Source organism: Coleofasciculus sp. H7-2 (genome assembly GCF_042747725.1).
In the GTDB taxonomy this organism is placed as follows: domain Bacteria; phylum Cyanobacteriota; class Cyanobacteriia; order Cyanobacteriales; family FACHB-T130; genus FACHB-T130.
In genome coordinates this window covers 59,626-86,291 of sequence record NZ_JBHZGO010000105.1, presented here as the reverse complement: position 1 = coordinate 86,291, position 26,666 = coordinate 59,626, and the positions used below count along the sequence as shown (strand labels likewise).

24 protein-coding genes and 1 pseudogene are annotated in these 26,666 nt (G+C 46.8%); 8 read left to right on the top strand and 17 right to left on the bottom strand.

What is annotated here, in order from left to right; translation table 11 throughout:
* The first annotated feature begins 448 nt into the window (after positions 1-448).
* A complete protein-coding gene (locus ACFW2W_RS22450; protein ID WP_378183523.1) occupies positions 449-1,867 on the top strand; it encodes a general stress protein in 1,419 nt (472 codons plus the stop codon).
* Between the two features lie 422 nt (positions 1,868-2,289).
* On the opposite strand, the gene bioF is transcribed toward ACFW2W_RS22450, so the two are convergent.
* The 5 genes from bioF to ACFW2W_RS22425 form a co-directional block, all read right to left on the bottom strand.
* Positions 2,290-3,456, bottom strand: a complete 1,167-nt coding sequence (gene bioF, locus ACFW2W_RS22445) for an 8-amino-7-oxononanoate synthase (RefSeq protein WP_378184030.1) — start codon at positions 3,454-3,456, stop codon at positions 2,290-2,292.
* A gap of 127 nt (positions 3,457-3,583) precedes the next feature.
* Positions 3,584-4,261, bottom strand: a complete 678-nt coding sequence (locus ACFW2W_RS22440) for a hypothetical protein (protein WP_378183520.1) — start codon at positions 4,259-4,261, stop codon at positions 3,584-3,586.
* Between the two features lie 14 nt (positions 4,262-4,275).
* Positions 4,276-4,962, bottom strand: a complete 687-nt coding sequence (locus ACFW2W_RS22435; protein ID WP_378183517.1) for a DUF2834 domain-containing protein — start codon at positions 4,960-4,962, stop codon at positions 4,276-4,278.
* 101 nt (positions 4,963-5,063) lie between these two features.
* On the bottom strand, positions 5,064-6,176 hold the full coding sequence (gene hrcA, locus ACFW2W_RS22430) for a heat-inducible transcriptional repressor HrcA (RefSeq protein ID WP_378183515.1): 1,113 nt from the start codon (positions 6,174-6,176) through the stop codon (positions 5,064-5,066).
* Positions 6,177-6,671: 495 nt separating this feature from the next.
* Positions 6,672-7,031, bottom strand: coding sequence for a rhodanese-like domain-containing protein (locus ACFW2W_RS22425; protein WP_378183512.1), 360 nt, complete (start codon positions 7,029-7,031; stop codon positions 6,672-6,674).
* Positions 7,032-7,161: 130 nt separating this feature from the next.
* On the opposite strand from ACFW2W_RS22425, the gene ACFW2W_RS22420 reads away from it, so the two are divergent.
* The 5 genes and pseudogenes from ACFW2W_RS22420 (at position 7,162) to ACFW2W_RS22400 (ending at position 13,170) form a co-directional block, all read left to right on the top strand.
* On the top strand, positions 7,162-8,949 hold the full coding sequence (locus ACFW2W_RS22420; protein ID WP_378183509.1) for a DUF3352 domain-containing protein: 1,788 nt from the start codon (positions 7,162-7,164) through the stop codon (positions 8,947-8,949).
* A 283-nt stretch (positions 8,950-9,232) separates the two neighbouring features.
* Positions 9,233-9,727: pseudogene (locus tag ACFW2W_RS22415) on the top strand (sensor histidine kinase); the annotation flags it as partial.
* Positions 9,728-10,156: 429 nt separating this feature from the next.
* The gene (locus tag ACFW2W_RS22410) at positions 10,157-11,728 is read left to right on the top strand and encodes an ATP-binding protein (protein WP_378183506.1); all 1,572 of its coding nucleotides are present in this window, start codon (positions 10,157-10,159) and stop codon (positions 11,726-11,728) included.
* Positions 11,729-11,943: 215 nt separating this feature from the next.
* A complete protein-coding gene (locus ACFW2W_RS22405; RefSeq protein WP_378183503.1) occupies positions 11,944-12,309 on the top strand; it encodes a DUF1823 family protein in 366 nt (121 codons plus the stop codon).
* Positions 12,310-12,507: 198 nt separating this feature from the next.
* Positions 12,508-13,170, top strand: a complete 663-nt coding sequence (locus ACFW2W_RS22400; RefSeq protein ID WP_378183501.1) for a GIY-YIG nuclease family protein — start codon at positions 12,508-12,510, stop codon at positions 13,168-13,170.
* Positions 13,171-13,366: 196 nt separating this feature from the next.
* Here ACFW2W_RS22400 and ACFW2W_RS22395 read toward each other — a convergent pair whose 3' ends face one another.
* The 7 genes from ACFW2W_RS22395 to ACFW2W_RS22365 form a co-directional block, all read right to left on the bottom strand.
* Positions 13,367-13,798 (bottom strand): carboxypeptidase-like regulatory domain-containing protein, encoded by a 432-nt coding sequence (locus ACFW2W_RS22395; RefSeq protein ID WP_378183498.1) that lies wholly within the window; start codon positions 13,796-13,798, stop codon positions 13,367-13,369.
* 215 nt (positions 13,799-14,013) lie between these two features.
* Positions 14,014-14,451 carry a hypothetical protein gene (locus ACFW2W_RS22390; protein ID WP_378183495.1) on the bottom strand — a complete coding sequence of 146 codons (438 nt, stop codon included), beginning with the start codon at positions 14,449-14,451 and terminating at the stop codon, positions 14,014-14,016.
* A gap of 163 nt (positions 14,452-14,614) precedes the next feature.
* Entirely contained in the window at positions 14,615-14,803 is a 189-nt protein-coding gene (locus tag ACFW2W_RS22385) for a CPXCG motif-containing cysteine-rich protein (protein WP_378183492.1), read from the bottom strand.
* A 23-nt stretch (positions 14,804-14,826) separates the two neighbouring features.
* Entirely contained in the window at positions 14,827-15,294 is a 468-nt protein-coding gene (locus ACFW2W_RS22380; protein ID WP_378183489.1) for a hypothetical protein, read from the bottom strand.
* Positions 15,295-15,390: 96 nt separating this feature from the next.
* A complete protein-coding gene (locus ACFW2W_RS22375; protein WP_378183487.1) occupies positions 15,391-15,858 on the bottom strand; it encodes a hypothetical protein in 468 nt (155 codons plus the stop codon).
* Positions 15,859-15,998: 140 nt separating this feature from the next.
* Complete coding sequence (locus tag ACFW2W_RS22370; RefSeq protein ID WP_378183484.1) at positions 15,999-17,633, bottom strand: B12-binding domain-containing radical SAM protein; 1,635 nt, start codon at positions 17,631-17,633, stop codon at positions 15,999-16,001.
* A 27-nt stretch (positions 17,634-17,660) separates the two neighbouring features.
* Positions 17,661-17,915 (bottom strand): SemiSWEET transporter, encoded by a 255-nt coding sequence (locus ACFW2W_RS22365; protein ID WP_378183481.1) that lies wholly within the window; start codon positions 17,913-17,915, stop codon positions 17,661-17,663.
* A gap of 620 nt (positions 17,916-18,535) precedes the next feature.
* Between ACFW2W_RS22365 and ACFW2W_RS22360 the strand changes: the two genes are divergently transcribed.
* Both ACFW2W_RS22360 and psb35 read left to right on the top strand, forming a co-directional pair.
* Positions 18,536-21,157, top strand: coding sequence for a transglycosylase domain-containing protein (locus ACFW2W_RS22360; protein WP_378183478.1), 2,622 nt, complete (start codon positions 18,536-18,538; stop codon positions 21,155-21,157).
* Between the two features lie 129 nt (positions 21,158-21,286).
* Positions 21,287-21,502 (top strand): photosystem II assembly protein Psb35, encoded by a 216-nt coding sequence (psb35, locus tag ACFW2W_RS22355; protein WP_378183475.1) that lies wholly within the window; start codon positions 21,287-21,289, stop codon positions 21,500-21,502.
* 145 nt (positions 21,503-21,647) lie between these two features.
* Here psb35 and ACFW2W_RS22350 read toward each other — a convergent pair whose 3' ends face one another.
* The 5 genes from ACFW2W_RS22350 to ACFW2W_RS22330 all read right to left on the bottom strand — a co-directional run bounded on the left by ACFW2W_RS22350 (position 21,648) and on the right by ACFW2W_RS22330 (position 26,575).
* Entirely contained in the window at positions 21,648-22,307 is a 660-nt protein-coding gene (locus ACFW2W_RS22350) for a hypothetical protein (protein ID WP_378183472.1), read from the bottom strand.
* 246 nt (positions 22,308-22,553) lie between these two features.
* Positions 22,554-23,225: a hypothetical protein gene (locus ACFW2W_RS22345; RefSeq protein ID WP_378183469.1), complete on the bottom strand. Its 672-nt coding sequence runs from the start codon at positions 23,223-23,225 to the stop codon at positions 22,554-22,556.
* Positions 23,226-23,473: 248 nt separating this feature from the next.
* Entirely contained in the window at positions 23,474-23,896 is a 423-nt protein-coding gene (locus ACFW2W_RS22340; protein ID WP_378183466.1) for a type II toxin-antitoxin system VapC family toxin, read from the bottom strand.
* Positions 23,893-24,201, bottom strand: coding sequence for a type II toxin-antitoxin system HicB family antitoxin (locus ACFW2W_RS22335; protein WP_378183463.1), 309 nt, complete (start codon positions 24,199-24,201; stop codon positions 23,893-23,895). The genes ACFW2W_RS22340 and ACFW2W_RS22335 overlap by 4 nt, the downstream gene beginning before the upstream one ends.
* Positions 24,202-24,253: 52 nt before the next feature.
* The gene (locus tag ACFW2W_RS22330) at positions 24,254-26,575 is read right to left on the bottom strand and encodes an NACHT domain-containing protein (RefSeq protein ID WP_378183461.1); all 2,322 of its coding nucleotides are present in this window, start codon (positions 26,573-26,575) and stop codon (positions 24,254-24,256) included.
* Between the last annotated feature and the right edge of the window lie 91 nt (positions 26,576-26,666).

Genomic DNA, 26,666 nt, shown 5'->3' with positions numbered 1-26,666 from the left:
CAGGCTCATCGCGGCAGGATCTCCCCATTCATGCTCTAGGAGCCGGTTCTCCCTCATAAATTTCGGTTAATTTCTTTGCAACTCCTCTTTTTGTAAGAGATAAGTTCTTTCCCGTTCCCTGAAACAGAAGCCGTTTCGGGGGTTAGGTTTACTGTATAAGGCAAAGTATAAGTGTCTTTCCATTCATGCTAAGGGACGCTTAAGAGAGGGACACAAGAAGATGAGCAAAAACAGAATAGAGTTTTTCAGCAAAAAATCCTATGCGAAAAATGCATCGGCTCATGACAGAAGAATATCTTTTACCCATCTGTTGATAGAGAAAAATCTTACATCTCTAGGCTGATGAAAAGTGTAGAAAAAAAGAGAAAAATCAACAAAGTGCATAAATAAAAAATCGATCCTGTATTTGTGCTAACAGAAGTTATTGAATACTTCGAGGAGGAAAAAAATGACCCTCGACCAAAACAAGCGAGCTGTCGGCGTATTTTCTACACCTGAACAGGCGGAATATGCGCTCAACGAGCTTAGGGATTCTGGTTTTGCCATGAACACGGTTTCTGTCGTGGCACGGGATACCACTCGGCAAGATGAGGTAGCTGGTGTTGAAGTCAACCCTTACAGAGGCGGTAATGAAGCCGGTGAAGCTGCCGCAACGGGTGCCTTAGCAGGCGGTGCAGTCGGCGGTTTGATTGGCATCCTGGGAGCCTTGAGTGCGTTAGCAATTCCGGGAGTTGGTCCGGTTGTAGCAGGAGGCGCGATCGCTTCTGTGCTGGGGGATGCTTTAATCGGGGGTGCGGTTGGCGCTGCTACGGGTGGCATTGTCGGCGCACTTATGGGTTTGGGAATTCCTGAAGAACAAGCCAAAGTTTACAACCACCGAGTCTCCCAAGGAGATTATTTGGTAATCGTCGAGGGTACGCAAGACGAAATTAATCGGGCTGAATTGATTTTGAACCGACAAGGTATTCAGCATTGGGGTGTCTATGATGTGAGCGGGGTTGCGGCGGTTCCTGAGAATTATGGCACTTCTTCCTCAACCACCTTCGATCCGGTAAGCAGCACTTATCCTTCCCCGTTGGGACTCGATCCCCTAGCGACGGGTTATTCCTCTTCATTGGGACTGAATCCGCTGGGTGCCACCTCTCCCGTCACCTATGTCCCCACGGAAGATGTCAATGACCGGGATATCAGCCGACACAAGCGTGCCGTTGGTGCCTTTATCAGCCGTCGGGATACTGAAGATGCGCTTCACGAGCTAAGTAATTCTGGCTTTCCGATGAGTAAAGTTTCTGTCGTCGCCAGAGATGCAGACCCGCAGGATCAAATCGCTGGCGTTGAAATGAGCGATCGCGTTGAGGACAATAACGTTGATGAAAGCGCAACCACGGGTGCTTTAGCCGGGGGCGCTTTAGGCGGTCTGACTGGCTTATTACTCGGTTTGGGTGTATTGGCAATTCCCGGAGTTGGCCCGATTCTGTTGGCTGGCGCTACCGCGACGGCGATCGCAACGACCCTTGCTGGTGGTGGAATCGGTGCAGCCGCAGGTGGCTTGATTGGCGCATTGCTTGGTTTAGGAATTCCAGAAGATCGAGCGCAAGTTTATAACAATCTTGTGGCTCGCGGTGATTATCTGGTTATGGTAGATGGCACCGAAGACGATATCGATCGTGCCGAATCAGTTCTGAGCAATCGCGGTATTCAAGAATGGGCTATCTACGATGTGCCAAATTCTACAACTTCGAGAACCGATTCCACTAACAGCATCGTTGAACCTCAGGAGAATCTGACTGCTGTGAATGAGATTGAGCCTCAGGATAACGTGACTCAGGTAAGCGATCGCGTCACGATCGTTGACAATCGGCAGTAGTTTTGGCACTTGGAACCCCACCCCCAACCCCTCCCCGCAAGCAGGGAGGGGAGCCGGAGCCGGAGGCGATGGCGGGGAGGGTTCTTGGATTACGGGGAATCAACCAGACTGAATATTACCCATTAACGCCTCCACTAATCGTTGAAGTTGAGCTGCTTCATGAGTTGTAGGTTGGGTTGAGGCAACGAAACCCAACACGCATAAGCATTTGTTGGGTTTCGTTCCTCAACCCAACCTACTAGCGTGTCTACTCTAAAATGTTGGTTGCTATTGCTTTCATCAATACACAAGCCAGTAATTTAGGCTGGATGCGCTACTACGCAGATTTTTAGCTCTAAATGAACCGTATTGTTTTTTTAAGGAACCGCTAAGACGCTGCAAAGCACGAAGAAAGAAAATTTTACGAATTGCTGTAGCACAAATTAGCAATTACCCATTAACGCCTCCACTAATCGTTGAAGTTGAGCTGCTTGATGAGTTGCCATGACTGAGATCCGAATTCGACTGGTAGGTACGGTGGGAGGACGAATTGCTGGGGCAAAAATGCCAGATGTTTTCAGTTGATGCCCCATTTTTAGCGCTGATAAAGCACTTTCCAAGGGAAAGCAGAGAATAGGCGATTCAGAAGGCAGTAATTGTAAGTTTGGTAATTGCTGGGCAATCAGCTGTTTGAGAAAATTGACATTACGCCACAGACTGGCGCGGCGTTCCGGTTCTTTTTGGATGATGCGAACTGCTTGCAATGCCGCAGCGGTATCAGCGGGTGAAAGAGCCGTAGTATAAATCCAACTGGGTGCCCGATTCCGCAAAAAGTCAATCAAAGCAGAATCGCCTGCGACATATCCGCCCAAACTGCCTAAAGCTTTGCTGAGGGTGCCGATTTGAATCAACGGGACATCGCTACAGCGAAAATGTTCTACACAGCCAGCACCCGTTGCTCCTAGTACCCCAGTGGCATGAGCTTCATCCACGAGCAGCATACAGCTAAATTCCTCAGCCAGATTCAACAGTCCCGGTAAAGGGCACAAGTCGCCATCCATACTGAAGACGCTATCAGTGAGAATCAGGCATCGACGATATTTTTGCCGGTGTAAATTCAGCTGGGTTTTTAACTCCTCAAGATTACAGTGAGAGTATTCAATAACGGTTGCACCGCTGAGAATCGCCCCATTTTTCAGACTGGAGTGATTGTACTCATCGGACACAATCAAATCGCGTTTTCCGACTAAAGCAGCGATCGCTCCTAAGTTTGCCAGATATCCAGAACTAAAAACTAAGGCATCTTCAGTTTGTTTGAGAGATGCGATCGCAACTTCCAATTCCCGATGCAGTTCCCGATGTCCGCTCAATAATCGAGAACCCGTGCTACCCGTGCCAAATTCCTGAGTAGCTGCTACTGCGGCTTGAATGAGGCGTTCATCCCCTGCGAGTCCCAAATAATCATTACTGGCAAAATTGATGACTTCACGCCCCTCCAGCAGCACCGTAGCACCAGGACGACTAGCGATCGCTTGCACCGATCGATACCAATCTGCGCGGTGAATGGTGGCGAGGGATTGCTCTACCCAAGCGTAAGGATTCGTTGGCATTCTTTTGAGCGATCGCACCTTTAACTTGCCTATAAAAGAAAATACGGCAAAAGTGGCAATTGTGCTTCCCACCGCCCAGACAAGGTACAGCGCGTCTCTATATTTTCTCCTGCCACAACTAGCAAAGCTAAGCTGTCAAATTAGATGCTTGACAGCTTACGTCAGCACTTGATTCTGGCAAAGGTGGACGAATACATAGATAGGCAAGTGGCCCCAATAAAGGCACTAGCGCCACTGCCCAAAAAACTTGGGGAATATTGAAACCTCGACGCGCCATATCATCGCCGAGAACGGTCGGAAACAACAGGCAGAACAGGCAAAAAGCCAAACTCATGCCATTGACAAAGCGATCGCTTTGGAACTGCTGAATAAACTCTCCCCAATCACCCGCCAGCCAGCCAAAAGCTAGCAAGAAAAGCGTGCTGAAATTGAGGATAATACCCGTCCAGCGAGAATCAAAAACTTTCAGCAAGGCATCCTTTTGTCCGGAAAATTCTTGATTCGGTTCCCTTAAAGCTAAATAAGGTATCAGGCTAATCACTCCCGTTCCCGCTGAACCCAAAGCAAAAGGCCAGAAACGAATTCTTTGCATCCTGCCATCAATGAACAAAAGACAGCTGTAGATTAGTATCCAGATGCCAACCAGGGAGAATATGCAAAGGATAATTGGGTTAACCTCTGTCCACTGACCCGTCAATATATTTTTAATTAGCCTCAGCGTGTCTGGCGTAATTGGAGGTGCCAGCAGCAAAACATAGGCAATAAATCCAGCCCATAATAACCAAAGTGCTGTTTTTCTACTCATGTTTCTGTCAAATTTTAATTTTTAGATTGTGCTGGTTGGCGTTCGGTGGGGAATACTTTGGCACTGGTTTCCGGCAAAGGAGGACGCAGGCAAAGATAAGCCAAAGGACCAAACAAAGGAATTAGCACCACTATCCAAAAAAGTGCAGAATTGTTGATTCCCCGACGCGCCATATCATCTCCCAGAAGTGCGGGAAATATTAGCCACAGCAGGCAGAAATCTAGGCTCATGACATGAACGAAGCGATTTGTCTGGAACTGCTGAATATAATCTGTCCAATTACCGCCCAACAAGCCATAAACTACCAAACTCCCAGCGCCAAATGTCAGCAAAAAACCCAGCCACCGGGAATCGAGTATTTTCAAAAACAAATCCTTTTGTCCGTGAAATTCCTGGTTGGGTTCTCGCAGCGCTAAATAAGGCAACAAAGCAAACGCTCCTACTCCAAAAGATACCGCCGCAAAAGGCCAAGCTGTTACCTTTTGCTGTTTGCCGTCAATGAACATCAGGCAGGCGTAAATCATCGGTACGATGCCCAGGAGATTAAATAGAGCTATCACTAGGGGGTTAATGTCTGTCCACTGACCTGTGGAGAGATTTTTTATCAGTTCAAACGTGCCTGGTTGTTGAGGAGGCGCTAACAGGAAGGCATAGCTAACAAATGCCGCCCAAACCAACCAAAAGCCAATTTTTCTAACCATATCAATGAAGAATGAAAAGCCAAAAGTAGAGCTAATTGCAATTAGCAATGTTCATGGTGAAAGGCTACCCATTAACTATTAGCCATTAGCCATTTTCTAAATTAAGCGGGTTGCGTAAGAGCATCAGAGAGATAATCGGCGGCGGCTTCAACGAGTGCGATCGCATTTTCGTACACCATCCGTGTTGGTCCCAAAACCCCCACACTTCCCACGGGTACTGAACCCTGCTGGTAAGTTGCACAAATCAACGTACAAATACGCATCGGTTCTAAAGGATTTTCCGCACCAATCCGCACCGTCACCCGCGAACCAGAAGTGCCATCTGAGATAGCCGTGACATCTGGTCTAGGCCATTCAAAGATTAAAGGCCACAGCTGGTCTTGTTCCTCTTCCAATAGGTGTATAAGTGTCTGAACTTGCTGTAACTCGGAAAATTCTGGCTGACGCAATACTTCAGCGACGCCGCGAACCATAATTGGAGTTGTAGCAGGTTGAGAAGTGCGACGGATCAAGTCGGAGAGCAGATTTCGCAAAGAATCGACATATCGTTGAAATTCTCGGTCTAGTTCGCTCCAGTCTAAAGTTACCAATTCACTGAGCGATCGCCCCCGCAACTGACTATTCAAAAAATTCGATAAAATCTGCAACTCCCGCTCTACAATTTCTGCATCCGGTTGGTCATCCTCCGATCCTGAGAGCGGTAACTCCATCAACACGCTAGTCGTCTCATAAGAATCCGTCACCACAATCAGCATCACCCTTCCCGGATCGAGCTGCACCAGTTGCAAATGCCGCAAACGATTAGTCCGAGTCTGCGGCATCGTGATCAGGGTAATATAACCGCTGAGCGTTGCCAGAATTTGCGCTGCACCCCGCAACACTGTCTCGAAGCTCTGATGTTCTAAGCTCAAACGGTTTGTGAATAACTGCTCTACCTGACGCCCCAGGGCTTCAGAAGGCTTAATTAATTGATCGACATAAATTCGATAGCCAGAGTCCGAGGGAACCCGCCCAGCAGAGGTATGGGGTTGATAGAGCAACCCCGCTTTCTCTAAGACGCCCATTGTATTGCGAATCGTCGCTGGGCTGACGCTGAGATTATACTCGTCTACCAAAGCTTTCGAGCCGACTGGCTCAGCCGTCGCAATATAGTGACGGACAGTTGCCCTAAGAATACGTTGTTGACGGTCAGTCAGACTTACTTGCCTAGCCATTTAAACGAAAGCCAAATTGGATAGGATTTTAAAAACAATTGGAAATTCCTGGACTTCTGATGATGAGTTCATCAGTAAGTCCGGCGCTCTTGTTAAGCAAGCAACCGTTTAAATATAGGTTAAAACAGAATAGCAGATGCTGCCTTCTACCTGCCGGTTCGCCACACCCAGCTAGTAGAAGCATAACAGCCGCCGAACTTCAACCTTAGACATACCATGACGAGTGATTACAGAATTAAGACATTATCGCTATCGAAACTCTAGATTCCACAGTCTCTATCAGGATTGTCTGTAGTCTACTCGACTGTATCTAAATTTGTCAGCAAAAAACATCTAAATACTTATTTGGCTAGTAAAAATTCAAACAATATCGTGATACGTAATTTAGTTAAAAAACCTAACCCCCAGCCTTCTTCCCTGGTAAGGAAGGGGGAGAATTTCTGCCCTCTCCTTGCAGGCTATGCTTTTCCATATAGTTTTGTGCGGGGAAGCCGATTAGTATTGGGAAATCGTTGGATCGACTTGGATTGAGTAAGCATCAATGCCACCGGCAACATTTTTGACATTGGTGAAGCCTTGCATTTTTAGCCACTGGCACATCTGAGCCGAACGGATGCCATGATGGCAGATGACCAGCGTCTCGGCGTGCGGATCGAACTGGGTGTGGATTTGGTCAGCCCAGTCGGCAAATTCCGACAGGGGGAGGTTTTCAAAACCCTTGATGCTGGCGATCGCTACTTCCCGTGGTTCTCGCACATCCACCAATTGCAGACTCTGAGGGGAATCGGCAAGACGGCTGGCAAGTTCTTCTACACTAATCTGGGGAATATCTTGGCTAAAAGATTGAGCAGACATGAGGTTGTGCAACGCTTGAGATTAACTAAGATTTTAATAGTTGGCAGTCCGATGAGCTGAAATAATAGGTTCTGGCATCGGGATTAGTGTTCTTAGCTGAATCGCGCTCACCCAAGGTCTACATTTCACCATGAAGCGACGCTCGTTTTTCTACGTTCTGGCAGCTGGCGTTTTAGTGCTGCTGTTAATTGGTGCCGGTGGCTTTTACTGGTTGAGGGCAAACAGTCCCCTCGCCCTTATAGGGGGCGGGCAGGTGACGAACCCAACTGCCACCATATTTGTGCCGAAACAGGCACCCGTAATGGTGTCATTGCTTGTGAATCCAGATCGGTTGGAAGGGTTGCGCCAGGCTGTAGCGCGTCCCGCGAACCGCAAGCGATCGCGTGCAGAACTCAACCAATTTAAACAAAGCTTACTCGCTAACACCGATCTGGACTATCGCCGAGATATCCAACCCTGGCTGGGGGATGAAATCACGCTGGCTCTCACCAGCTTAGATATCGATCGTACCCGTGACAATGGAGAGCAGCGCGGGCTGCTACTGGCTGTCACCACCAAAAACCCGCAACGCAGCCGCGAGTTTGTGGATTTATTCTGGCAGAAGCAAGCAAATGTCGAGACAGATTTAGTCTTTGAAACCTATAAAGGTGTCAAGCTGATTTATAGGAATCAGGATTCAGGAGTCAAAACTCAAGACGCGGGAAATAAAGGCTTCTACAACCGCGATAAATCGGCATCTTTGCAAAAAGACGCGATAATAAATCGCGCCTCTACTCAAAATACAATTGCTAGCGCAGTTGTCGGCGATCGCTTTGTGTTGTTTGCCAATCATCCTAGAGTGCTGAGAGAAGCCATTAATAATGTGCAAGCGCCCAATCTCAGCCTCAGCGATTCAACTTCTTATCAGCGGGCAATAGAAAGCATCTCTCAGCCGAAAATTGGTCTCACTTATGTGAATCTGCCCGCGCTGGCGAAGTTGCTGGGGAATAATTCACAGATGGAAATTAGCCAGACGTATGAGAGTTTAGCGATCGCCCTCTCTCCCAAAACTCAAGGATTGCTGGCAGAAACCGCTTTGTTGGCGGCTACCGGACAGGAAATCCCCCCGACAACTCCCACCCTATCTCAACCAGTCGGAGCGTTGCAGTATCTGCCAGAGAAAATAGCGATCGCGGCTTCTGGTAGCAACTTGGAGCAATGGACTCAACTCACTTCTAGATTAGATAGCAATGATAGCTTTGCCCAACTCATCAATCAACCCATAGCGAATCTCCAAGCTCGTTGGGGCATCGATCTGAGGCAAGATATCTTTAGTTGGGTGCAAGGCGAGTACGCTTTGGGAATGCTACCTCGTCCCGACCGCAAAGATTCAGATTGGATTTTTGTAGCCGAGAGAGCAACGACAAAAGCAGAAGAGTCAATCGATCGTCTAGACGCCATTGCCAAACAACAAGGGTTGAGCGTTAGCTCATTTACCCTGGAGAATCAACCCATTTCTGCCTGGACAAAATTAACAACCACCGCCGATAAGAATCAGGGTGAAGACCAAGATCCAGTCAGGCTAGAGGCACAGGTGAAAGGAGTTCACGCCAGTATCGGCAAATACGAGATTTTCACCACTTCGATCGAGGCAATGAATCAAGCGATTAAGGCTCCTAATAATTCTCTCGTCAAGAGCGATCGCTTCCAGGCAAACATCGCCTCTTTACCCCAGCCGAATAACGGCTATTTGTATCTAGACTGGGCATCTAGTCAGGCGTTCTTAGAGCGTCAGCTGCCCATTGTCAAAGTGGTGGAACTGGTGGCGAAACCATTATTTAACGAGCTAAATTCGCTTGCCTTTAGCAGCTACGGCAGCGATGACGGGGTTCGCCGCAGTAAAGTCTTCCTCCGCCTAGGTGCCAAGGCTGAGGAATGATTCACAAATCGGAGTTGGGGAAAGGGAATGGGTAGGTAATCACTAAAAACTTCCCGCCTCCCCCGCTGGTGAGTCATATCATGTCCGCTTGATTCCCATAATTTCCCGGAACCCCAAGAGATGGCTTTCTTGGGGTTCCCTGCTTTTCGGGCTACCGTGTACACACAAGTCTTCTTGAACTGCCAGTCGCGTTTTGATCCCCCCTAGCGATCGCGAAGGGAGCGCCGCCGAGCTAGAAAAAAGGGGGAATTTCCTTGAGTTATATCGGGGCAATTGTTTGTAGTCAGTAAAACAGTTACAACAAACCCAAACCCAACTGATTCAAACCGAAAAAATTTCCAGCCTCGGCTATCTAGTTGCCGGTATCGCCCACGAAATTAACAACCTGGTGAATTTCATCGGCGATAACCTGGTTCACGCCAACCCAATAACCGTTCAGGAAAAAGCTGAAGCGATTGAGCTATAATTTCTGATTGATGACTTACCCAATCTTCTCAATTCCATGCATTTGGGAGCAGACAGAATTTGGCAAATTGTCCTGGGTTTGCGAAACTTCTCGCGGTTAGATGAAGCTGAGATGAAGTTGGTTGATATTCACGAAGGCATTGACAACACGCTTTTAATTTTGCAGCATCGCTTGAAAACGACAAAATGCCAGAATTGCCCCATTCAAGTTTTTAAAGAATTCGACAATTTGCCACTGTTAGAATGCTACCCAGACCAGCTAAACCAGGTATTTATGAACATTCTCAGCAATGCGATTGATGCTCTAGAAGCAGGAACGAAAACTGAGGAACAAGAGTGGATGAGAGAAAAAACCCTCCCGACTTCCTCTAATACCGAGGAAAAGCTACGAGGCGAAGCATCCCCCGTTTACCAGACTTCTGTAGGCATATATTATGCCAGCTTCCGACAGCTACTTGGCGATGCCTTGCCTGCTGAGTGCAAAATATTTAATCAGTCCGACTAATTCACAGAAGCTGCCGCCTTTAGGTAACATTAATTTTTTTAATCCGTATAAAAATGCACTAAATTTGGCACCGCTTTCGTTCATAGTTTTTCAGTACTAGCCAAGCCACAATTCGGAGGAAGTCAAAGCTGCATCTTTAATTACAAGTAAACTGGAACTTAGTCATAGATTTACGTGACTATACACTAAATTCGCGGTTTTTTTGCTTCTCACTTCAAAAAAGCTCTAACAAGTACCATGACAAAAAAAACGGCTAATGGTATAATTCCGCAATCTTTATGGTTCTTTGAAGTATTGCCGGTACTTGTCTTGACTAATTATTTACATTTAAACGAAATTAACACAGTGCGGGAAATTAACGCGGCGGTGGTCAATGTCAGTGGTCGTCAGCGGATGTTATCCCAACGCACGGCACTGTTCGGCTTAAGACTGGTCTGTACAAAAGATATTGCCGAACAGGAGAAATTGCGCTCTACTTTGCAAGCTGACCTGGATTTGATGGAAAGGTCGCACAGTGGTTTGATCGAGGGCAATCCGGAGATGAAACTACCGGGTCAACCATCACCAGTTGTTCGGTCAATGTACTTTGAGCCACCTCTAAATTTAGATCGGCACATACGCCAATATATCGCGCAAGCGAGAGCGATCGCCCAAGCAACCCCTGAAGAACTGACATCAGACAATCCGCATCTGCACTACATTCTCACAGAGTCTTCCACCAACCTGCTTGAAGCTCTAGATGCAGTGGTGAGCCAGTATCAAAAAGAAAGTGATGTTGAACAACTAGCCATTGACGTTCATCAAGCGGAACTCTACGAGCAAAGTTGTGCCACCACTGCCCAAGCGAACGCTCAAGCAAAGCATTTAGAGCAAGCTTTGCACGACCTGCAACAAGTCCAATCCCAACTCGTTGAAAAAGAAAAAATGTCCAATCTGGGATGTTTAGTAGCAGGTGTGGCTCATGAAATCAACAACCCCGTCAGCTTTATCTACGGGAACCTGAATTATGCAATTGACTATGTGCAGAATTTGCTCGATTTAGTGACGCTTTACGAGCAAGAGTGCCCCAATCCTAGCTGCCTGATGCAAGAAAAAATCGCCGAAATCGATATAGATTTTCTCAGAGAAGACCTGCCTAAAGTGATGTCTTCAATGGAAATAGGGGCAAAGCGCATTCATCAGATTGTGCTATCGTTGCGGAATTTTTCTCGCAATGATGAACAGGTTATGCAGCAGGTGAACATTCATGAAGGGATTGATAACACCTTGCTAATTTTGCAAAACCGGCTGAAAGCACATGGCAACCATGCAGAGATTGAAGTGATTAAAGAGTATGCTGATTTACCTTTGGTGGAATGTTACCCAGGGCAAATGAGCCAGGTATTTATGAATCTGCTCGGCAATGCGATTGATGAGCTAGAGCGTTACAGTAGCGAAGCCCCAAATGGATGCTCCTTTTCAGGGGTTCGCAGTTCGGATGAATTACTCAACAAACCCAGTAAAATTTCGATTCGCACAGAACTTACCCCTTCCAATACGATTGTTGTGCGGATTGGTGATAACGGACAGGGCATGAATGAAGATGTTAAAGCCCGATTATTTGAACCATTTTTTACTACCAAGCCTGTCGGTAAAGGCACTGGACTAGGGTTATCCATCAGCTATCAGATTGTGGTGGAGAAGCATAAGGGTTCGCTTAATTGCGTATCGGTACCCGAACAAGGAACGGAATTTTGTATTGAGATTCCAGTTTGGCACACCCAGGAGGAAGCAACTGCTAACATAAGGAATCAACTTTTGGCAAGTTAAAAGCACTGAGAGCGTACCATTTTTGTAAAAAGGGCGAATAGAATTCTCCAGAGATATTTGCTAAGGGAAAAAAGCTCAGGACTTACGCAAAGCTTATACATATAGCGTTTTTTCGGGTTCAATCCCCCTGTGGTTGCCCTCAGATGTGGTGATGTTGCGTAAGTCCTGAAGCTGAATTTTATTGATACAGTTTTTGTTGTCAATTGTTTATTCTCATGTCTAACTTACCGCCGCTGAATACCGAAACGATTTGGGCTATCCTAAACGATGAAATTGATGATGCCACAGTCAACCAACTGCTGTGGCAATGCTTGGGTTATCGCTACGACACAGCCGCGAATCAATGGGACGCCAGCGAACTTCTCCCAGAATGGCAAGATGAATATCCGCAGCCGCCTGATTTTATTGCAAACCGTCCACCAACGGTAAAGCTGACCCGCTCGATTCCGCCAGAGAACAAGCAACTACTAAAAGAACAACTCGGCTTTAAAGGCTACAAATTGGGTGAATTTGGCCCCAGACAGACTCGTCGGGCGACAGCGGCGAATTGGCTGTTGAGCTATATGCAAACCACTCGGTGAACTAATTCTTCTCTTACTTCGCGTCCTTGGCATCTTGGCGGTTCGTTAATAGATTTCTGTATTAATACTTAGTCATACTAAGCGGGACTGAAATCACCACTGCCCACGCCCTAAACTATAAACAAGTTATGGGTAGTGGATAAATCCCAGGATTGACCGACTCCCGGCGGCAAATTCATTGAATGGAGACTAATTCAGGTGGAGACAAACCAGAATGTGCCCGTTGAACACCAAAATGTACCCGAAGGGCACCGGGGGCTGCACGACTTTTTGTATAGCTCAGACGACGAACACGCTGCCCCTGAGATAGCTATTCCTGCCGAGGTGGAAAACGATGGAACTGAAGTGCTGCCGCTTCAGGACTGGTGCGATCGCGTCCAGAATGCGAAAATTGCTGGGGTGTACGCCGTGTTAAATACCCAACGCCAGACGCAATACATCGGCTACTCGCGGAATGTGCTGCTTTCCCTGAACGGTCATGTCGCTCAAAATGGCAGAGAAACTTGCGCTTTCGTGCGGGTGCAGGCGTTCAAGTTCCCGAAGCGCACGGACATGGAAAATTTGCGAGAGGCGTGGATTTCAGAACTCGGCAGCGTTCCGCCTGGTAACGCTGATGTCAGCGGGATGTGGGCTAGCACTGTGGGCGAAGTTGCAAAAGCAGCGATGTCGCTGGAAGAGCGCAACGCCTATGAGGAGAAAAAGCTCAAACTCCGCAAAGCGATGGCTGATACGACGCTCACCAAGGATTTGGCAGATGCAGAGGAAAGTGATGCCAAGCGGCAGCAAAAGCTGGAAGCGGCGGTGAATAATGATGACTGGAGTGCTGTTATCGACGGACAGACACGGGAAACTCATTCGTAACTCAGGGTGAGGAAGCGTCATCCTTGGAGATCCTTTCAACCCCCTAGGGCTAATTTCTTGTTAAGAGGGGCTAGGAGGGATCTTCAGTGCTGCATAAAAAGCTTCACTGAACCGTATTGCACACTAGCTCCAAAGAAGCGATCGCTTCTAGGAAAACTTTAAAAATCTTTAAACACATTCACTGGATAATTCTGAGTTACCGGATGCCGCTGTCGTAAGTAATTTGAATCGGCGCGAACTTTCTGCCTGTCACCGTAATAGTTTGTTCTGCTGCGCGTGGAAGAACGCCAGGAGATTCTGGGCGAATCGTATATTTTCCTGGCTTAAGTTTTATCTGAAATTTCCCTTGTCCGTCAGTTTTGATGCGAGTCACAATTTGACCCCGCTGATTCAGAACCGTAATGCTTGCTTGAAAGGGACGATCTGCACAATCATCGCCTATCCGTTGGACAGGGCATACAGGGCCAATCAATACCTGCCCTTCAATGCCGCTGCTTGTCCTCGTCCCGCCTGATGTCACCGAGACTGGGCGCGTGTTTGGGGCACCGCATGGCATGAGTGGCGGGGCAGCGATCGCCAGCGTTCCCACCATCATCAGCGTTGCGGGTAGGATATGAACAAGTTTCATAAAACTGGTGTACCTCAAGAAAGTTGCAAGCAATTTAGTTCCTACCGTGCCACTTTTTTGGCTAAAAATTCTTATTCGTTACCAATTTAGTAACGCTTATTAGCATTTTATTCCCAGCTTTTTTAAGCATAAAGAAACACCCAGATGAGGGCATCTGGGTGTGAGAAGAGAGCGAAGAATTAAAAACTTAACAATTCTGAGCTGCTTGAGAAGAATTAGGAATCGAATACTCTCACGACTCTTTCGATAGAGCGTCTGCCATTAGGTAAGGTAATAATTAACTGATTTGTATTCAAATTCAGAGTGTAAGTGTACCGACCGTTTTTGGCGACATAGACATTTTTCTTTTGAGAAGAAACAGGGAGAAGAATGCTACCTCTGCCATTCTTAGCACGACCCACGTAGAAGGTGCCTTTGCGGGTGTAACAAATTCCTACATAATGATTGGTTGTTTCGACAGAGAAACCTTCTGCGATGTCGTTGATGCAATCGTTAGAAGCAGCTAGTTGGATTGGGCGATCGCTTGCACCGGAAGCACCTTTTGTGAGTTCTGCTGCTTGTACCGCTGGTGCTAAGAATAATAATGCTCCCGCGCCCGCTAAAGCTAATTTCAAAGCCTGTTTGCGATTGAATTCAGGTTTCATGAATGCCATAATTTGACCTTCCTTGGAAGATAAAAACCGTAAGATTACGGTTGTTTTTTGAGGAACTATCTGTTTGTCGATAGTTTCATCTTCAGAAGGGCGAAAGGCATTTCCAGAAATCCCAGAAAATCTTTTGCGAGTAAGCTAGGTAGGAAGTAATAAAACTTTATCTTTAGCCTTCGTATTCGCTATCGATTTCAATGTCAAGGGTTTCTTCATCAAGCCGAATGTAGAGAATATTCGGGCGACAGCAGACTTGGCAATCTTCAATATAAGACTGCTGACCCCCGGCACTTATGTCAACAAACGTAACATTTGGTTCGCCGCAATAGGCACAAAAATACTCGGATGTCGTTTGCATCTAATTTATTCCTATAATCATCGCTATTGAGTCCATCGCAACACTCTTTCGTTAACGATGATTTTATTATCTTGAAGAATGCGTAGCTGGTTTTGGGTAAGGATGTGACGGGTATTGCCTTGAACAGCAACAAACTGTTCGCCACTGTTACTGGGAATCCTCGCATTAACTGTGTTTTCCGCTCCATTTTTGGCACCCCCAATATAGACGAAAGTACCCCCTTTAGCCGCGCAGATTTGGGCGAAATAGTTTCTGGTTTCAGCAGCACGGTATAAAGATGTATTCGGTGGGCAGCGGGTGTTCAGAAGTTGAGCGAGTTCGATAGAGTTGGAAGTTGATAAAACTACTTTTTCTAAGTGTTGAACATGGATAATTTCTGCTTTTTGCAGGAAAAACTCAAAGCGATCGCTTTCGGCACTCCGTTCTCCAGCGTACACCGAAGAGGTCAGAAATAAAAATGCTCCTACACCCGCCAAAGCTAGTTTTAACATCTGCTTGTCATTTGTTGGTTAATCCATTCAATTTATCAAAAAAATTCCCCCGCCAGTACAGCGTCCGGCGGGGAGAAATTCTGACAAATTGAACGATTATTTAATCCCCACTTGCATTCTGTAACTGGCGTTCCCTCTAGTCCCGCCAACAACGATCTTATAGTCCCCGGTTCTAGGCAATGTGCCGCTCCAGCTAGTTGCCTCTTGCTCAATAATCCGCCCATTGGGAGCTACGATATCAAAAACAGCGTTGTCTTCAAGGGAGGTAATGCTGATCGTCATTTTCTGGCGTGCCTTGGCACCCAGCAGATAAATATCTCTAGTCCCTCGCACTACTGAGTATTCTACAACTGCTGAGCTTTTCCCTTTGGCAAATCGAACCCGCTGGGTGTGACCTTGGGGTTGAGCCGCCAGAACGGTTGGTTCAACTGCCGCAGCACTTGTGGAAGCAACGGTTTTGGCGATCGCTTCTACGGAGGGAATCAAGCACAAAAGCGCCCCTGCACCCACTAGAGCCAGTTTTGAAGCAAATTTACGATTAAATTCAGGTTTTACGAATGCCATCTGTTAGCCTACCTTGGGAGAATAAAACTCTTCTTAGAGTCTCACTGGAGTTTCTAACAACTACATCTGTGCGATCGCGGTTTTCATAAAATGGCAGAATCGGCTTATCCGTGTCCTTACGGTCGTAATCACCCCGTAGGCTAGGTTAAACAGGGTGAAGCTTCCCGAAAATGAGCCGTAGCGGCGGCTAGATGCTTCTGTAGGGTTGCGGCTGGTAATGGCCCTTGCAAGTGGCTCCAAGGCAAAACTTGCTCTAACGACCAACTGGCGTGGATATAGTAATCTAGATCCGGCAGTTGTCCTCGCAGTTCTTTAAAGGCACGGCGGTAGCTGCCTAGAGAGTCGCCGTAGTGTCGCGTCAGTTCTAAAAGATGGGAAAGTCGGCGATCGCCTCTTGATATTAAAGCTTGGATCGCTGACCAGTTATAGCTTTCCGGTCGAAAATCAATGCCTTCGCGTCGCAATTGCTTCTCTAAGCTTTTCAGCCGCTTTTCAGCGTCCCGATTGACTCCAAACCACTGAAACGGCGTATGAGCCTTGGGGACAAAAGTGCTGCATCCGAATGTCAAGCGTAACCCAGGCGCGGCTTTTTTTAGCGATCGCATCATCGCCACAGTTTCTTCTAAATCTTCTGGTTCCTCCCCCGGAACTCCCACCATTCCATAGAGTTTGAGGTTGCTTAATCCACCCACTTTGGCATTGATTGCAGCTTGGATGATTTCCTCATTAGTCAGCTTTTTATTGATAATTTGCCGCAACCGTTCCGAACCACTTTCTACGGCAATAGTGAGCGATCGCGTGTCTCGTTTTGCTAAAGTCTCAGCTAGCTGTACCGTCACCGTATTCGTCCGCACCGAAGCAATACTTAGGCGTACATCGTCGTACTTTGGCTGACTCAAATAATTTAGCAGGGTTTCAAATTCTGGGTGTTGCGTAACAGACGCCCCCAATAATCCCAGTCGATTCGTCACCGTCAATCCCCGATCGATGGCTGGAATTAGCGAACTTTCCAAACTCGCTGTCCGAAACGGCAACGTTAGATAACTCGCCAAACAGAAGCGGCACATTTCCGGGCAACTGCGTACCACTTCCACCATATAAATATTTTCCCACGCCGCCTTCTGTGTCACCACAGTTGAAGCGGAAAGCGTATTTCCCCGATATGTCTGCTTTTCAATTACGGCGGGAATCTCCGCATCTACGGGCAAAATTGACTGGATCAAGCCATCGGGCGCGTGATATTCAACTTGATACAAACTAGGAATATAAATTCCAGGCACTTGCGCCAAACGCCTCAGTTGAGTTTGTCGTGTAGCGGTTCTAACTTCTTTATACGCATCAATAAAATTGCTGAGCAGATTTTCGCCATCTCCCAGCAAAATGACATCAAAAAAGGCAGCAAAAGGTTCTGGATTGGCGGTTAATACTGGTCCTCCCCCAAATACGAGGGGATGATTGTCATCACGCGCAGATGCTCGATTAGGAATCTCCAGCAATTCCAACAAATTGAGGATATTGACATAATCCAATTCCCAAGAAAGGGAAAATCCGACTAATTCAGGCGATCGCAGCAGCGGCTCGTGAGTATCTGTAAATAGGCGGCTGACTTCAAGATCGGAGCGCATTGCCAAAGACGCCCACACCACCTGATAGCCCAGGCTAGTGATGCCAACGCTATACTCATTCGGGAAGGCAAATATAGTCCGGATGGCGTCGGTGTCGGGCATCGCGGGTGTAAATAAAAGACGTTCTGCGGCAAAAACTCCAGACATCACAGGCAAGTAAAACCTTAAAAGATTATCTTATTCATATTTAATTTTAAGCGATAAAATTATCAGATTAAAAATCAAGGTCAACAAGTTGGCAGCAATAACCGGAAAAGATTGAATGTAAAAGCCGTACACCAACCACAAGAAGACACCCGTACAGAAAATAATTAGCATTTCCAGAGAAACATCTTTAGCTGATTTTGATTGCCATACTTTAAAGAGTTGAGGCAAAAAGGCAACAGTGGTCAACGTTGCCGCCAAAAATCCCAAAATTGTCACAAAATCCATGCTGCTGTCAATTTATTTGCAAAAATATTTAGAGATAAGATTAAACTATAGCAAATGAAATTATAACAATCCTAAGTAATTCGTAAGCTTCTCTTCTTCCTCTTCTTTCTCTTTCTTCGCGCCCTTCGCGTCCTTGGCGGTTCGTTCAAAACATATCTTCTCTAAAAATAAGTGCGATCGCGCTTTGAGCGGAAATAGCGATCGCTTATACTAACCCCAGCGAGTACATCTGTCTTAGGGAAGGTATTTTTATTTACAAACCGGAGTTGCCATTTTCCAGATGAGTTCCCAGAAAGCTAGATTTTCTCAAATACCACGTCTGCTGCTCAAATAGGCTCAGCCAGGAAGAAAGAAGGTGATAATCAGGAGTTTGCTAGAAAATGCCCAGAGATTTGCCCCATTGTTTGAGGTTGCTCCAGCTATAAACAAACAATGTCTATAGCAAAGCTTGGTGCTGGGTGACTTGAGCTGTATTTTCTGATGGAATAAAAAACAATAACTTGACAAAAAGCGAATAAGTTCACAATTGTCTAGGCACAGATCCCGGATTCAAGCCATAAAATAGGCAACAATAAGCAGGGAATTTTGCGCCAGAAGTTTTTGGTGATTGAGGAGTTGACGTGACCAAGTTCATCTCAAGACTGAAGGATTTATCAGGCAAGTTCAATGCGGGGGTGTCAAATGAACCAGTCGATACTCCTGTAGGTAACAAAGAAGAACCAGTCGATACTCCGATTGATGACAAGGAACAAGACAAAGGAGAGAGAGACGCATCAAGACATCGTCGGCAATTGAAGCGAAATCTCTTGCGGCTGAAGCGCTTCTCCACTCAGGAGCTTCCTGAAATTGTTAAGAAGCCATTCACCGGCGAGAACCCGCTTTATCATCAGCGTCGATTTTGGCTTGCCTTGGGTGTAGGAGGAGGAGCGATCGCGCTTTCGTTCGCTGGGTGGTCGCTGGAGAGTAGCTTACCCGATACCAGCGATGCCTTAACCTTGATGCGACCAGAGACTTTGACGATCAAAGCTTCAAACAACAAGATACTTCAACAAATCGGCCCCGCTACTCGCGAAACCCTAAAAATTGACAAAATTCCCCAGCAGCTGATTCAAGCCTTCATAGCGATAGAAGACAGACGCTTTTACAAACACCAGGGAGTCGATTACCAGGGCGTTTTAAGGGCAGCCTTTTCTAACCTGGTGGCAAGAGATGTCGTAGAAGGCGGTAGCACCATCACCCAACAGCTGGCGAGGATGGTCTTTCTCGATCAGGAACGTAGCGTTTGGCGCAAACTTAAGGAAGTTCGGACAGCTCAAAAAATCGAGCAGGAAAACACCAAAGATCAAATTTTAGAACGCTACTTAAATTTGGTTTATTTGGGAGAAGGTGCTTATGGAGTGGCAGATGCAGCTTGGGTTTACTTTTCTAAGCCAGTGTATGAACTAACCCTGTCGGAAATGGCGACACTTGCCGCCATCCCACCAGCACCCAATCAATACTCGCCAATTAAGAATCCACAAGCGATTAAAGAGCGCCGCAATCTGGTATTACAACAGATGCAGGAGGCGGGGTTCATTACCGCAACCGAAGCCGAGAAAGCGATCGCTGCCTCCCTGGTGACAAAACCCAGTCTTCCTAAGCGACTCGAAAGATTCGCCCCCTACTTCACCGAATACATCCAACAAGAACTGCCCAAGCACGTCTCGCCAGAAGCGATTAAGGCTGGGGGATTGACGGTGGAAACTACCCTGAAGCCAGAGTGGCAGGAAGCTGCCCAAAAAGCCGTCATCGAAACCGTTGAAGAGAGCGGTCGGGGTCAAAACTTCGAGCAAGCCGCCCTCGTAGCAATCGATCCGCGTACCGGCGAGATCCGGGCAATGGTCGGGGGAAAAGATTTTTACAAGCAACAGTTTAATCGCGTTACTCAGGCACAGCGCCAGCCCGGTTCGACATTTAAAGCGTTTGTATACACTACGGCAATGGCTGCCGGTTTCACTCCCTATCGCGGCTACCTGGACGCTCCGTACAAAGTAGACGGCTATACCCCCAAAAACTACAGCGAAGACCACCTGGGCTGGATCTCCATGCGAGATGCTCTGATTAGCTCAATCAATGTCGTTGCTGTCAAAGTGTTGGTCGATGTGGGATGGGATACGGTGATCGATGTTGCCCACAAAATGGGCATCGAATCAGAACTGAAGCCGACCTATTCCACTGCCTTAGGTGCCTCTGAAGTTAACCTGCTGGAACTCACCAGTGCTTATGGTACCTTTGCGACCCAAGGGATGCATACAAAAACTTACGGCATTCGTCGCGTTCTCGACCGGCGTGGGAACGTTATCTACGAAGCGAAGTTTAAGCCCGACCGTGTCCTACAAGAAGATACCTCTGCAATTATGACCTGGTTGCTGCGGGGCGTCGTCAATGAGGGGACGGGTCGCGCCGCCGCGCTAGACGATCGACCCGTTGCTGGGAAGACGGGCACCTCGGACGAGGCACGCGACCTGTGGTTTATTGGCTACATCCCCCAAATGGTTGCGGGTGTCTGGCTGGGCAACGATGACAACAAACCGACTTGGGGCGCTAGTAGTACAGCCGCCTACACCTGGAATAAATTCATGGTGAAAGTGGTAAAAGATATCCCGGTCGAGAAGTTCCCAGAGCGACCCACCGATCTAGAAGGACGTAAACCCCAGCTCACGATCAAGCCCATCAAGCCTAAAAGCATCTTCTCTGGAAGCATCATCTCCAAAAACAGCGACGACGATGACACCCCCCGGCGTAGCAGGTCTCGTCGGACTAGAGATAGCGATGGCAGCTCCAGTGAAGAAACTCCCCGGCGTAGACGCTACCGTACTAGCAGCGTCCAAAGCTCCAGTCAGGGCGAACCTACTCGCAGACGCCGTCGCCGCCAAGAAGTCCAGTCTCAAGAAGAATCTAGACCTCGCTACCGTCGTTCTCGTCGCCAAGCAAATACAAATTCTCAAAGCCAAGAGACTCCGAGCAACAGCAGCCGTAGCTACCGCCGTTCTCGTCGCCAAGCAAGCACAAGCTCTCAGGAGTCGGCACCCGTTCGGCGTCGTTCTCGCAGAAGGGCATCATCAGATTCTACTTCTAGCAGTGCACAGCCAAGGAGAAGACGAACCTACACTCCTGCGCCACCCGCTCCACGGGCACCTAGGAGAACAACGGAAAGTGCCGCCCCGCCTCCTGCTCCCCCAGCCGCGCGGAAGGAAAATTAGGCACGGTCAGAATCAACTTTCTAACTCTCAGGCGCGATCGCTAAAACAATGGGGATCAAACTCAGGGGTGATAGACGATCCCCTGAGTTTTGGTAGGATAACCAAAAATCGATAAGGAGTTTCCAAAGAATGCATTTATTGATGGAAGTTGCTACTAATACGCCTCATTTTCCAGTCTCTGCGGCTGCTGTGTACGTGGTAGGTTTTGTTGCCGCTGTAACCATCGGTTCCGTTGCGTGGTACAACTCTAAACGCCCTGTGGGTTGGGAAGATAAGGAGCGCCCGGATGTTGTGCCTGAAGTCAAGAAAGAGGCAAACCCCGGTGTAGGCAAGCCTAGTTCCTAAGTCTATTTTGGAAAATTTTTAGAAAACCCATAAAGATTGTAGAGACATTGCGTGCAACGTCTTTACCGTAGGGCAGGGGTATACCCCGCCCTACAGCATCTTCTTTGAGACAACGAGCTAAAAACCGCATTGGCTCGAATAAAGGCTAGCGCAGCGCCAGAGCCGAGCGCAGTGTGACATTTAAATCGGTGTTGGGGTTAACGACGACAACATCAACTCTTTTTTTGCCCAACAGCAGTCCGCCTAAGGCACCCAAACCAGCACCCCCCAAAATTTCTTCAGTCGCGATCGCTCTGTCTCCAGTCAAAGCGCCAATTGCAGCTGCGGCGGCTCCACCAACGGCTGCACCCTTCAAAATAGAACTGGTATTAGTTCCGCGACTAACTTGTTCGGTGCGAGTAATCACTCTGGAAGAGGCATTGATATACTGCCGTTTCCCGTTGTTGAAAACTAATTCTCTGGCAACAAACTGGGAACCGCCTCTAGTCGCGGGTTGCAGTTGACCAATCACCTGAGTTCCTGCCGGAATTAAGATAGTTCCGCGAGTATTTCTGACGTTTGTTGCCACCGTCAGCGTTAAGGGCATCGTTTCCTTGGGAGACACAATGATTTTATTCGCCTTGTTATAGCGCAAGGGGAGGGTTGTGCCTGAGGGAATGCTGACTTGGGAAACGGGTGGAGGCGGAAATTCGTAATATTGGGCAGCAGCAGGCGCAGACGCGACGAAGGGAGCAGCTGCACCGGCGGTAATTGTCAATGCCATGAGTGCAGCGGTTCCTGATTTCCAGCGATTGAAGCGAGACATAGGGAACACTCTCAGCAATTATACGGATAAGGGTCAAGACGCTTCGCTGCTGAATTTGTTTCTTGACAATTGAACTGATTTAGTGCATGGCAAAGGAAAAATGGAGAGCGCTGCGGAAAGAACCTCTCCCCAACCCTCCCCGATTCGGGGAGGGAGCCGGATCGTTCTTATACCATTTCACAGTATGTCTGTAACAGACGGCTCGTGTAGCATCACCAAAGGAAATTGGTATTACCTGTTCGTTGTTTAGCGTAGGGCGACTGTGACTGGCAGCTCAGAACGCAGGGTGACAGTCCTCAAATCAAGGCTGGGATTAACGGAGATGACATCAACAGATTTGCGTCCCCAAAATAGCCCAGCTAAAGCGCCCAAGCCTGAGCCACCCAAGACTTCTTCAGTAGCGATCGCTTTGTCGCCAGTCAGTGCGGCGATCGCGGATGCAGCGGCTCCACCCAAGGCGGCACCTTTCAAGATTGTGTTGGTTCTAGAACCTTTTTTGATTTGTTCAGTTCTCGTCACAATTGCAGAACTAGCATTGATTGTCCTAGTACCATCAAAGGGGAGAACAATTTGTGTCGCCACAAATTGAGAGCCTTGACCAGCGGGTTGCAATTGACCCATAATCTTTGTCCCCGCCGGAATCAAAGTTGTACCATAACTGCTTTTAACAGTTGATGAAACTGTTAAAATTAAAGGCACTTTTTCGGTTCGAGATAGCAGGATTTTTTCAGCCGTTCCGTCATATCTAACGGGAATGGAAGCTCCAGAAGCTATTACAGTTCTGGTCTGAGATGGGTTGCTAGCACGAGTGGTTGTAGGGACGGGAACATTGATGGGTACAGCGACAGCAGAACCGGCAAATGTGCCCAGAGCCATCAATACCAAAACGCCAGACTTTAAGTTGTTTAAGGAAGTCATAAATAGGGAACCCACGAACTCTGTGTATTTTCACTGATACCTTCTTAGAAGTTCGTGGGCTTAAAAAGTTTCTGCAAACTAGAACTTTTTTTTGCGAAATACTAAACCTTAATTAGCCGTATCAATTTCTGCAACAGGTAAAACAATCTATCTTCAACGTGCGATCGCGCTGTTCGGGAAGAATTGCCAAAAATGCGATCGCGCTTTGGAGTGAAGTGGAGAAAGAATGCGATCGCGCTAAACCCGATTCAATCGTCCAGGTTTCTAAACAATATCGTAAAGCCTTCTTGAGTGAAGTGTTTATCATGCGTCAGCACTTCAGCGATTCCTAATTCCCGCATAGTAATCATAGAAATGCCATCAGTCAGGCTGTATCCCTTATCGATGCGACTTTCATATAAATCTAAACCAGATAGAAAAGATTCATGGGTCTGTTCAACTATCTGAACATTTGAATTATTCATAATGTTTCTAACTAGCTGAACTATCCGCTGACGCATTCGAGTACCGGATTTTGAGTAGAAAGCTAGAACCTCGACTAGCACTTGATCTGTAGTAACTATAGGAGTCCGAGTGAGCGATTTAGTAACTTCTAGAACTTGCTTATGCCACCCATCTCTAGGATTAATTAAGGATATCCAGTAGAAAGTGTCAGCAAAGACCATTTTCATCTTTCTATTTTGGGCGTTCTGTAGATGTAATGGTCATGCTGTTCAGCACCATTTATGGGCAGTTGGTTAATTTCCTCTTCTGTCATATCTTGAATAATATCTTCAGCCACTTCCCAGATTGGTTGATCAACCTTATCGTTTGTTTTGACAGTTATTTTTTCTAAGTCTTGCTTGACAGCCTCTTTAAGATTATCAAACACCATGTCAAGAGAATCACCCTGAACTTGATATCCAGCTATTTCAGGAGAAGATGCAGAATATCCTGATTCATTCTTTTCTATGAAAATGTTAACTTTGTATGTCATTATAATTTCTCCTTACTTAACATAATTAAATATTTGATTGACCATAGAATAATTATACCTTTCGTTTCTCAATTTCTGTTATAGGTAACAATAAAGTATCTTTTATTTCCTGCCGTACCTCACGGCTGATATAACAATCGCTATTCAAACACTCCACTAGCAACAAATTAGCATCGTAATACTGATCTAGGATTTCCTTCCGCTGTTCATTAAACTGCCAATCATGACCAATATTGCGATACTTAATCATTAAGTCTTTTAATTGCTCTGTCCAAGCCTGACCTTCATTTTTCCACCAACTTTTATATCCTTTTGTATCTTTAATCAAGTTAGGTTGTTGGTCTTTTAAGGTTTCTTGAAGTTGTTTGAGGGCACGCTTGAGTTCAGGCTCAAGAGCATATTTGCTGGCACCACTACCACCGAGAGCGTGGTTACGAGCCAATCTAAGCTCAAAGAGAAGGGATTGGTCGAGGGCAAGGACACTGGCACGATCGCGATCACTATTACTGTTAAGAACATCTCCAAAGTCGTTAGTTAAGTCGCGGCTTAAGCAATGAGAAAGCCTAGTATCGAGGAGCATTTCGTAAATCTTACGGTCAAGAGCAAAAGCAAAATAAAAAGCTCGAACACCACTTAGCTTGTAGGGAACCTCGACGGAAAAAGATTTCTCGTTTACCCACATTAGGAACTGCTGTAACTTCTCGTCAGCAGCTAAAATTTCATCAACTTGATGTTTCATTAACTGTAGTAAACGATCTGCATTTGGCGACATCCCAACCCCTAGAAAGAAAACTTCTCGCCAGCGTTTTTCGGTGATGTGGCTGACTAAATTTTGCAACCTCTCCTCTAATGGCTGGATTCCAAAAACAACTTCTCTAGCAGTGAAATACTCGTGAAATGTTAGATGGGAAAAAGAGTAAATTGCTTTCGCCCGTTCGACTAATAGCCCGTGTTGATATTCAATTGACAGCAAAACTACCTCACTGTCTAGTTGCAATGCTTCCGGGTCAGCATTGGCATCAGGTAAATTACGGATGTAATCTGTGATGTATTGCTCGGCTGTTTTTTGCTTGAAGAAATAGTCCCCCTGTTTAAACGTAGTCAGGGCGATTTTACTGAGTAAATCTTCCTTACGCTGGATTGATAGCTTTTTGTAAACTTGGTCGCGCTGAATCCCGCGCTTGGCATCCCATTTTTTCAACAGCGCATCCAGCCCTTCTTTGTATAGTTCGGAACGATTCGCCGGAAAATCTCCTGACTCTTCAAATGCCAAACATAGCAGCGTCAGCAGTAGCGGACTGGCGGCTAGTTGTTTGATTCGGTTATTGTCTTCGAGGCGTTTAATAAAAGTTTCTGGTTTTACAGCTTTATTCTTAAACCAGTTGTTTGCAAAGGTAGTAATTTGTTCAGCATCAAAATCAGCAACTTCTACCTCTGTAAATTTCTCAAAGGTATATTCCCGCGCTGCAATTCGACAGGTCATGACAAAGTGATTGTCACGATATTGGTCAGAGAAATCACGAATCTCCCTTAAGACGCGCTTATTGTCTTCCTCTCTAACTTCATCCAGCCCATCGAGTAATATCAATGTCCTGCTGTGTTTAATTACATTTTGTAGAGACGCGATAACCCTTGTCTCTACAACCCCGCAACCCGCGAATTGCTGAGTGATGTATTCTAATAAGCCTGGTTTATTAGTGGCTTCAGCAAACTCTTTGAGGGTGACAAAAATCGGCACGCGATCAGCCTGAAACTCACGCTGATTGCACTGAATCGCTAAATACTTCAAAAACGTGGTTTTGCCAGCCCCAGGCTTCCCCAAGATCATCAGCTTGGTATATTTCTCGACTGCCTCCAGTCCGGGCACTCGTTCTTCAGTGATTTTGCTGAGTCCGAAGCGCTCAATATTCTCAGAGTTGCACTCTTGCAGTAATTCAGGGATATCTTTACGCCGCCGTCCAGTGATTTTCTCCAGAATGTTGACGTTGGTGTAAATATCATTCAACCCAATCGGCTGAGTCATATCCAGTACGCGCATTGTCCCGCAGCGTTCTTGAATGATGGGTTTTATCTTTTCGCGTACCTCTTGCACTAGGGCATCAATATCAATGCTGTTTTTCTGATTCTGGTCAGATGGAACAGGTACAGCGTCTTTAGGTAAATCCGCAATCTCCTGCCAATCCAAACGTAACTTTTCACAAAGACCAACAAATATCTCGCTTTTAACTGCTTTACCTGTAAAGAATTTTGAGATCGGTTGACGACTGATACAAACGACACCGATTAAATCAGTCTGTTTCCATCTGTTGGCGATTAGAGCTTGTTTTGCCAACTGGATACCTTTTGGAGACGCCTGGAGCGATCGCGCTGTCATAAGTAAAATACAAACTTTTGCCTATTTTACTCGCCTCGATTGCGTGTCTGTCTTCCAACTCATACAACTTGTACGCGAAGTCAGACATAGG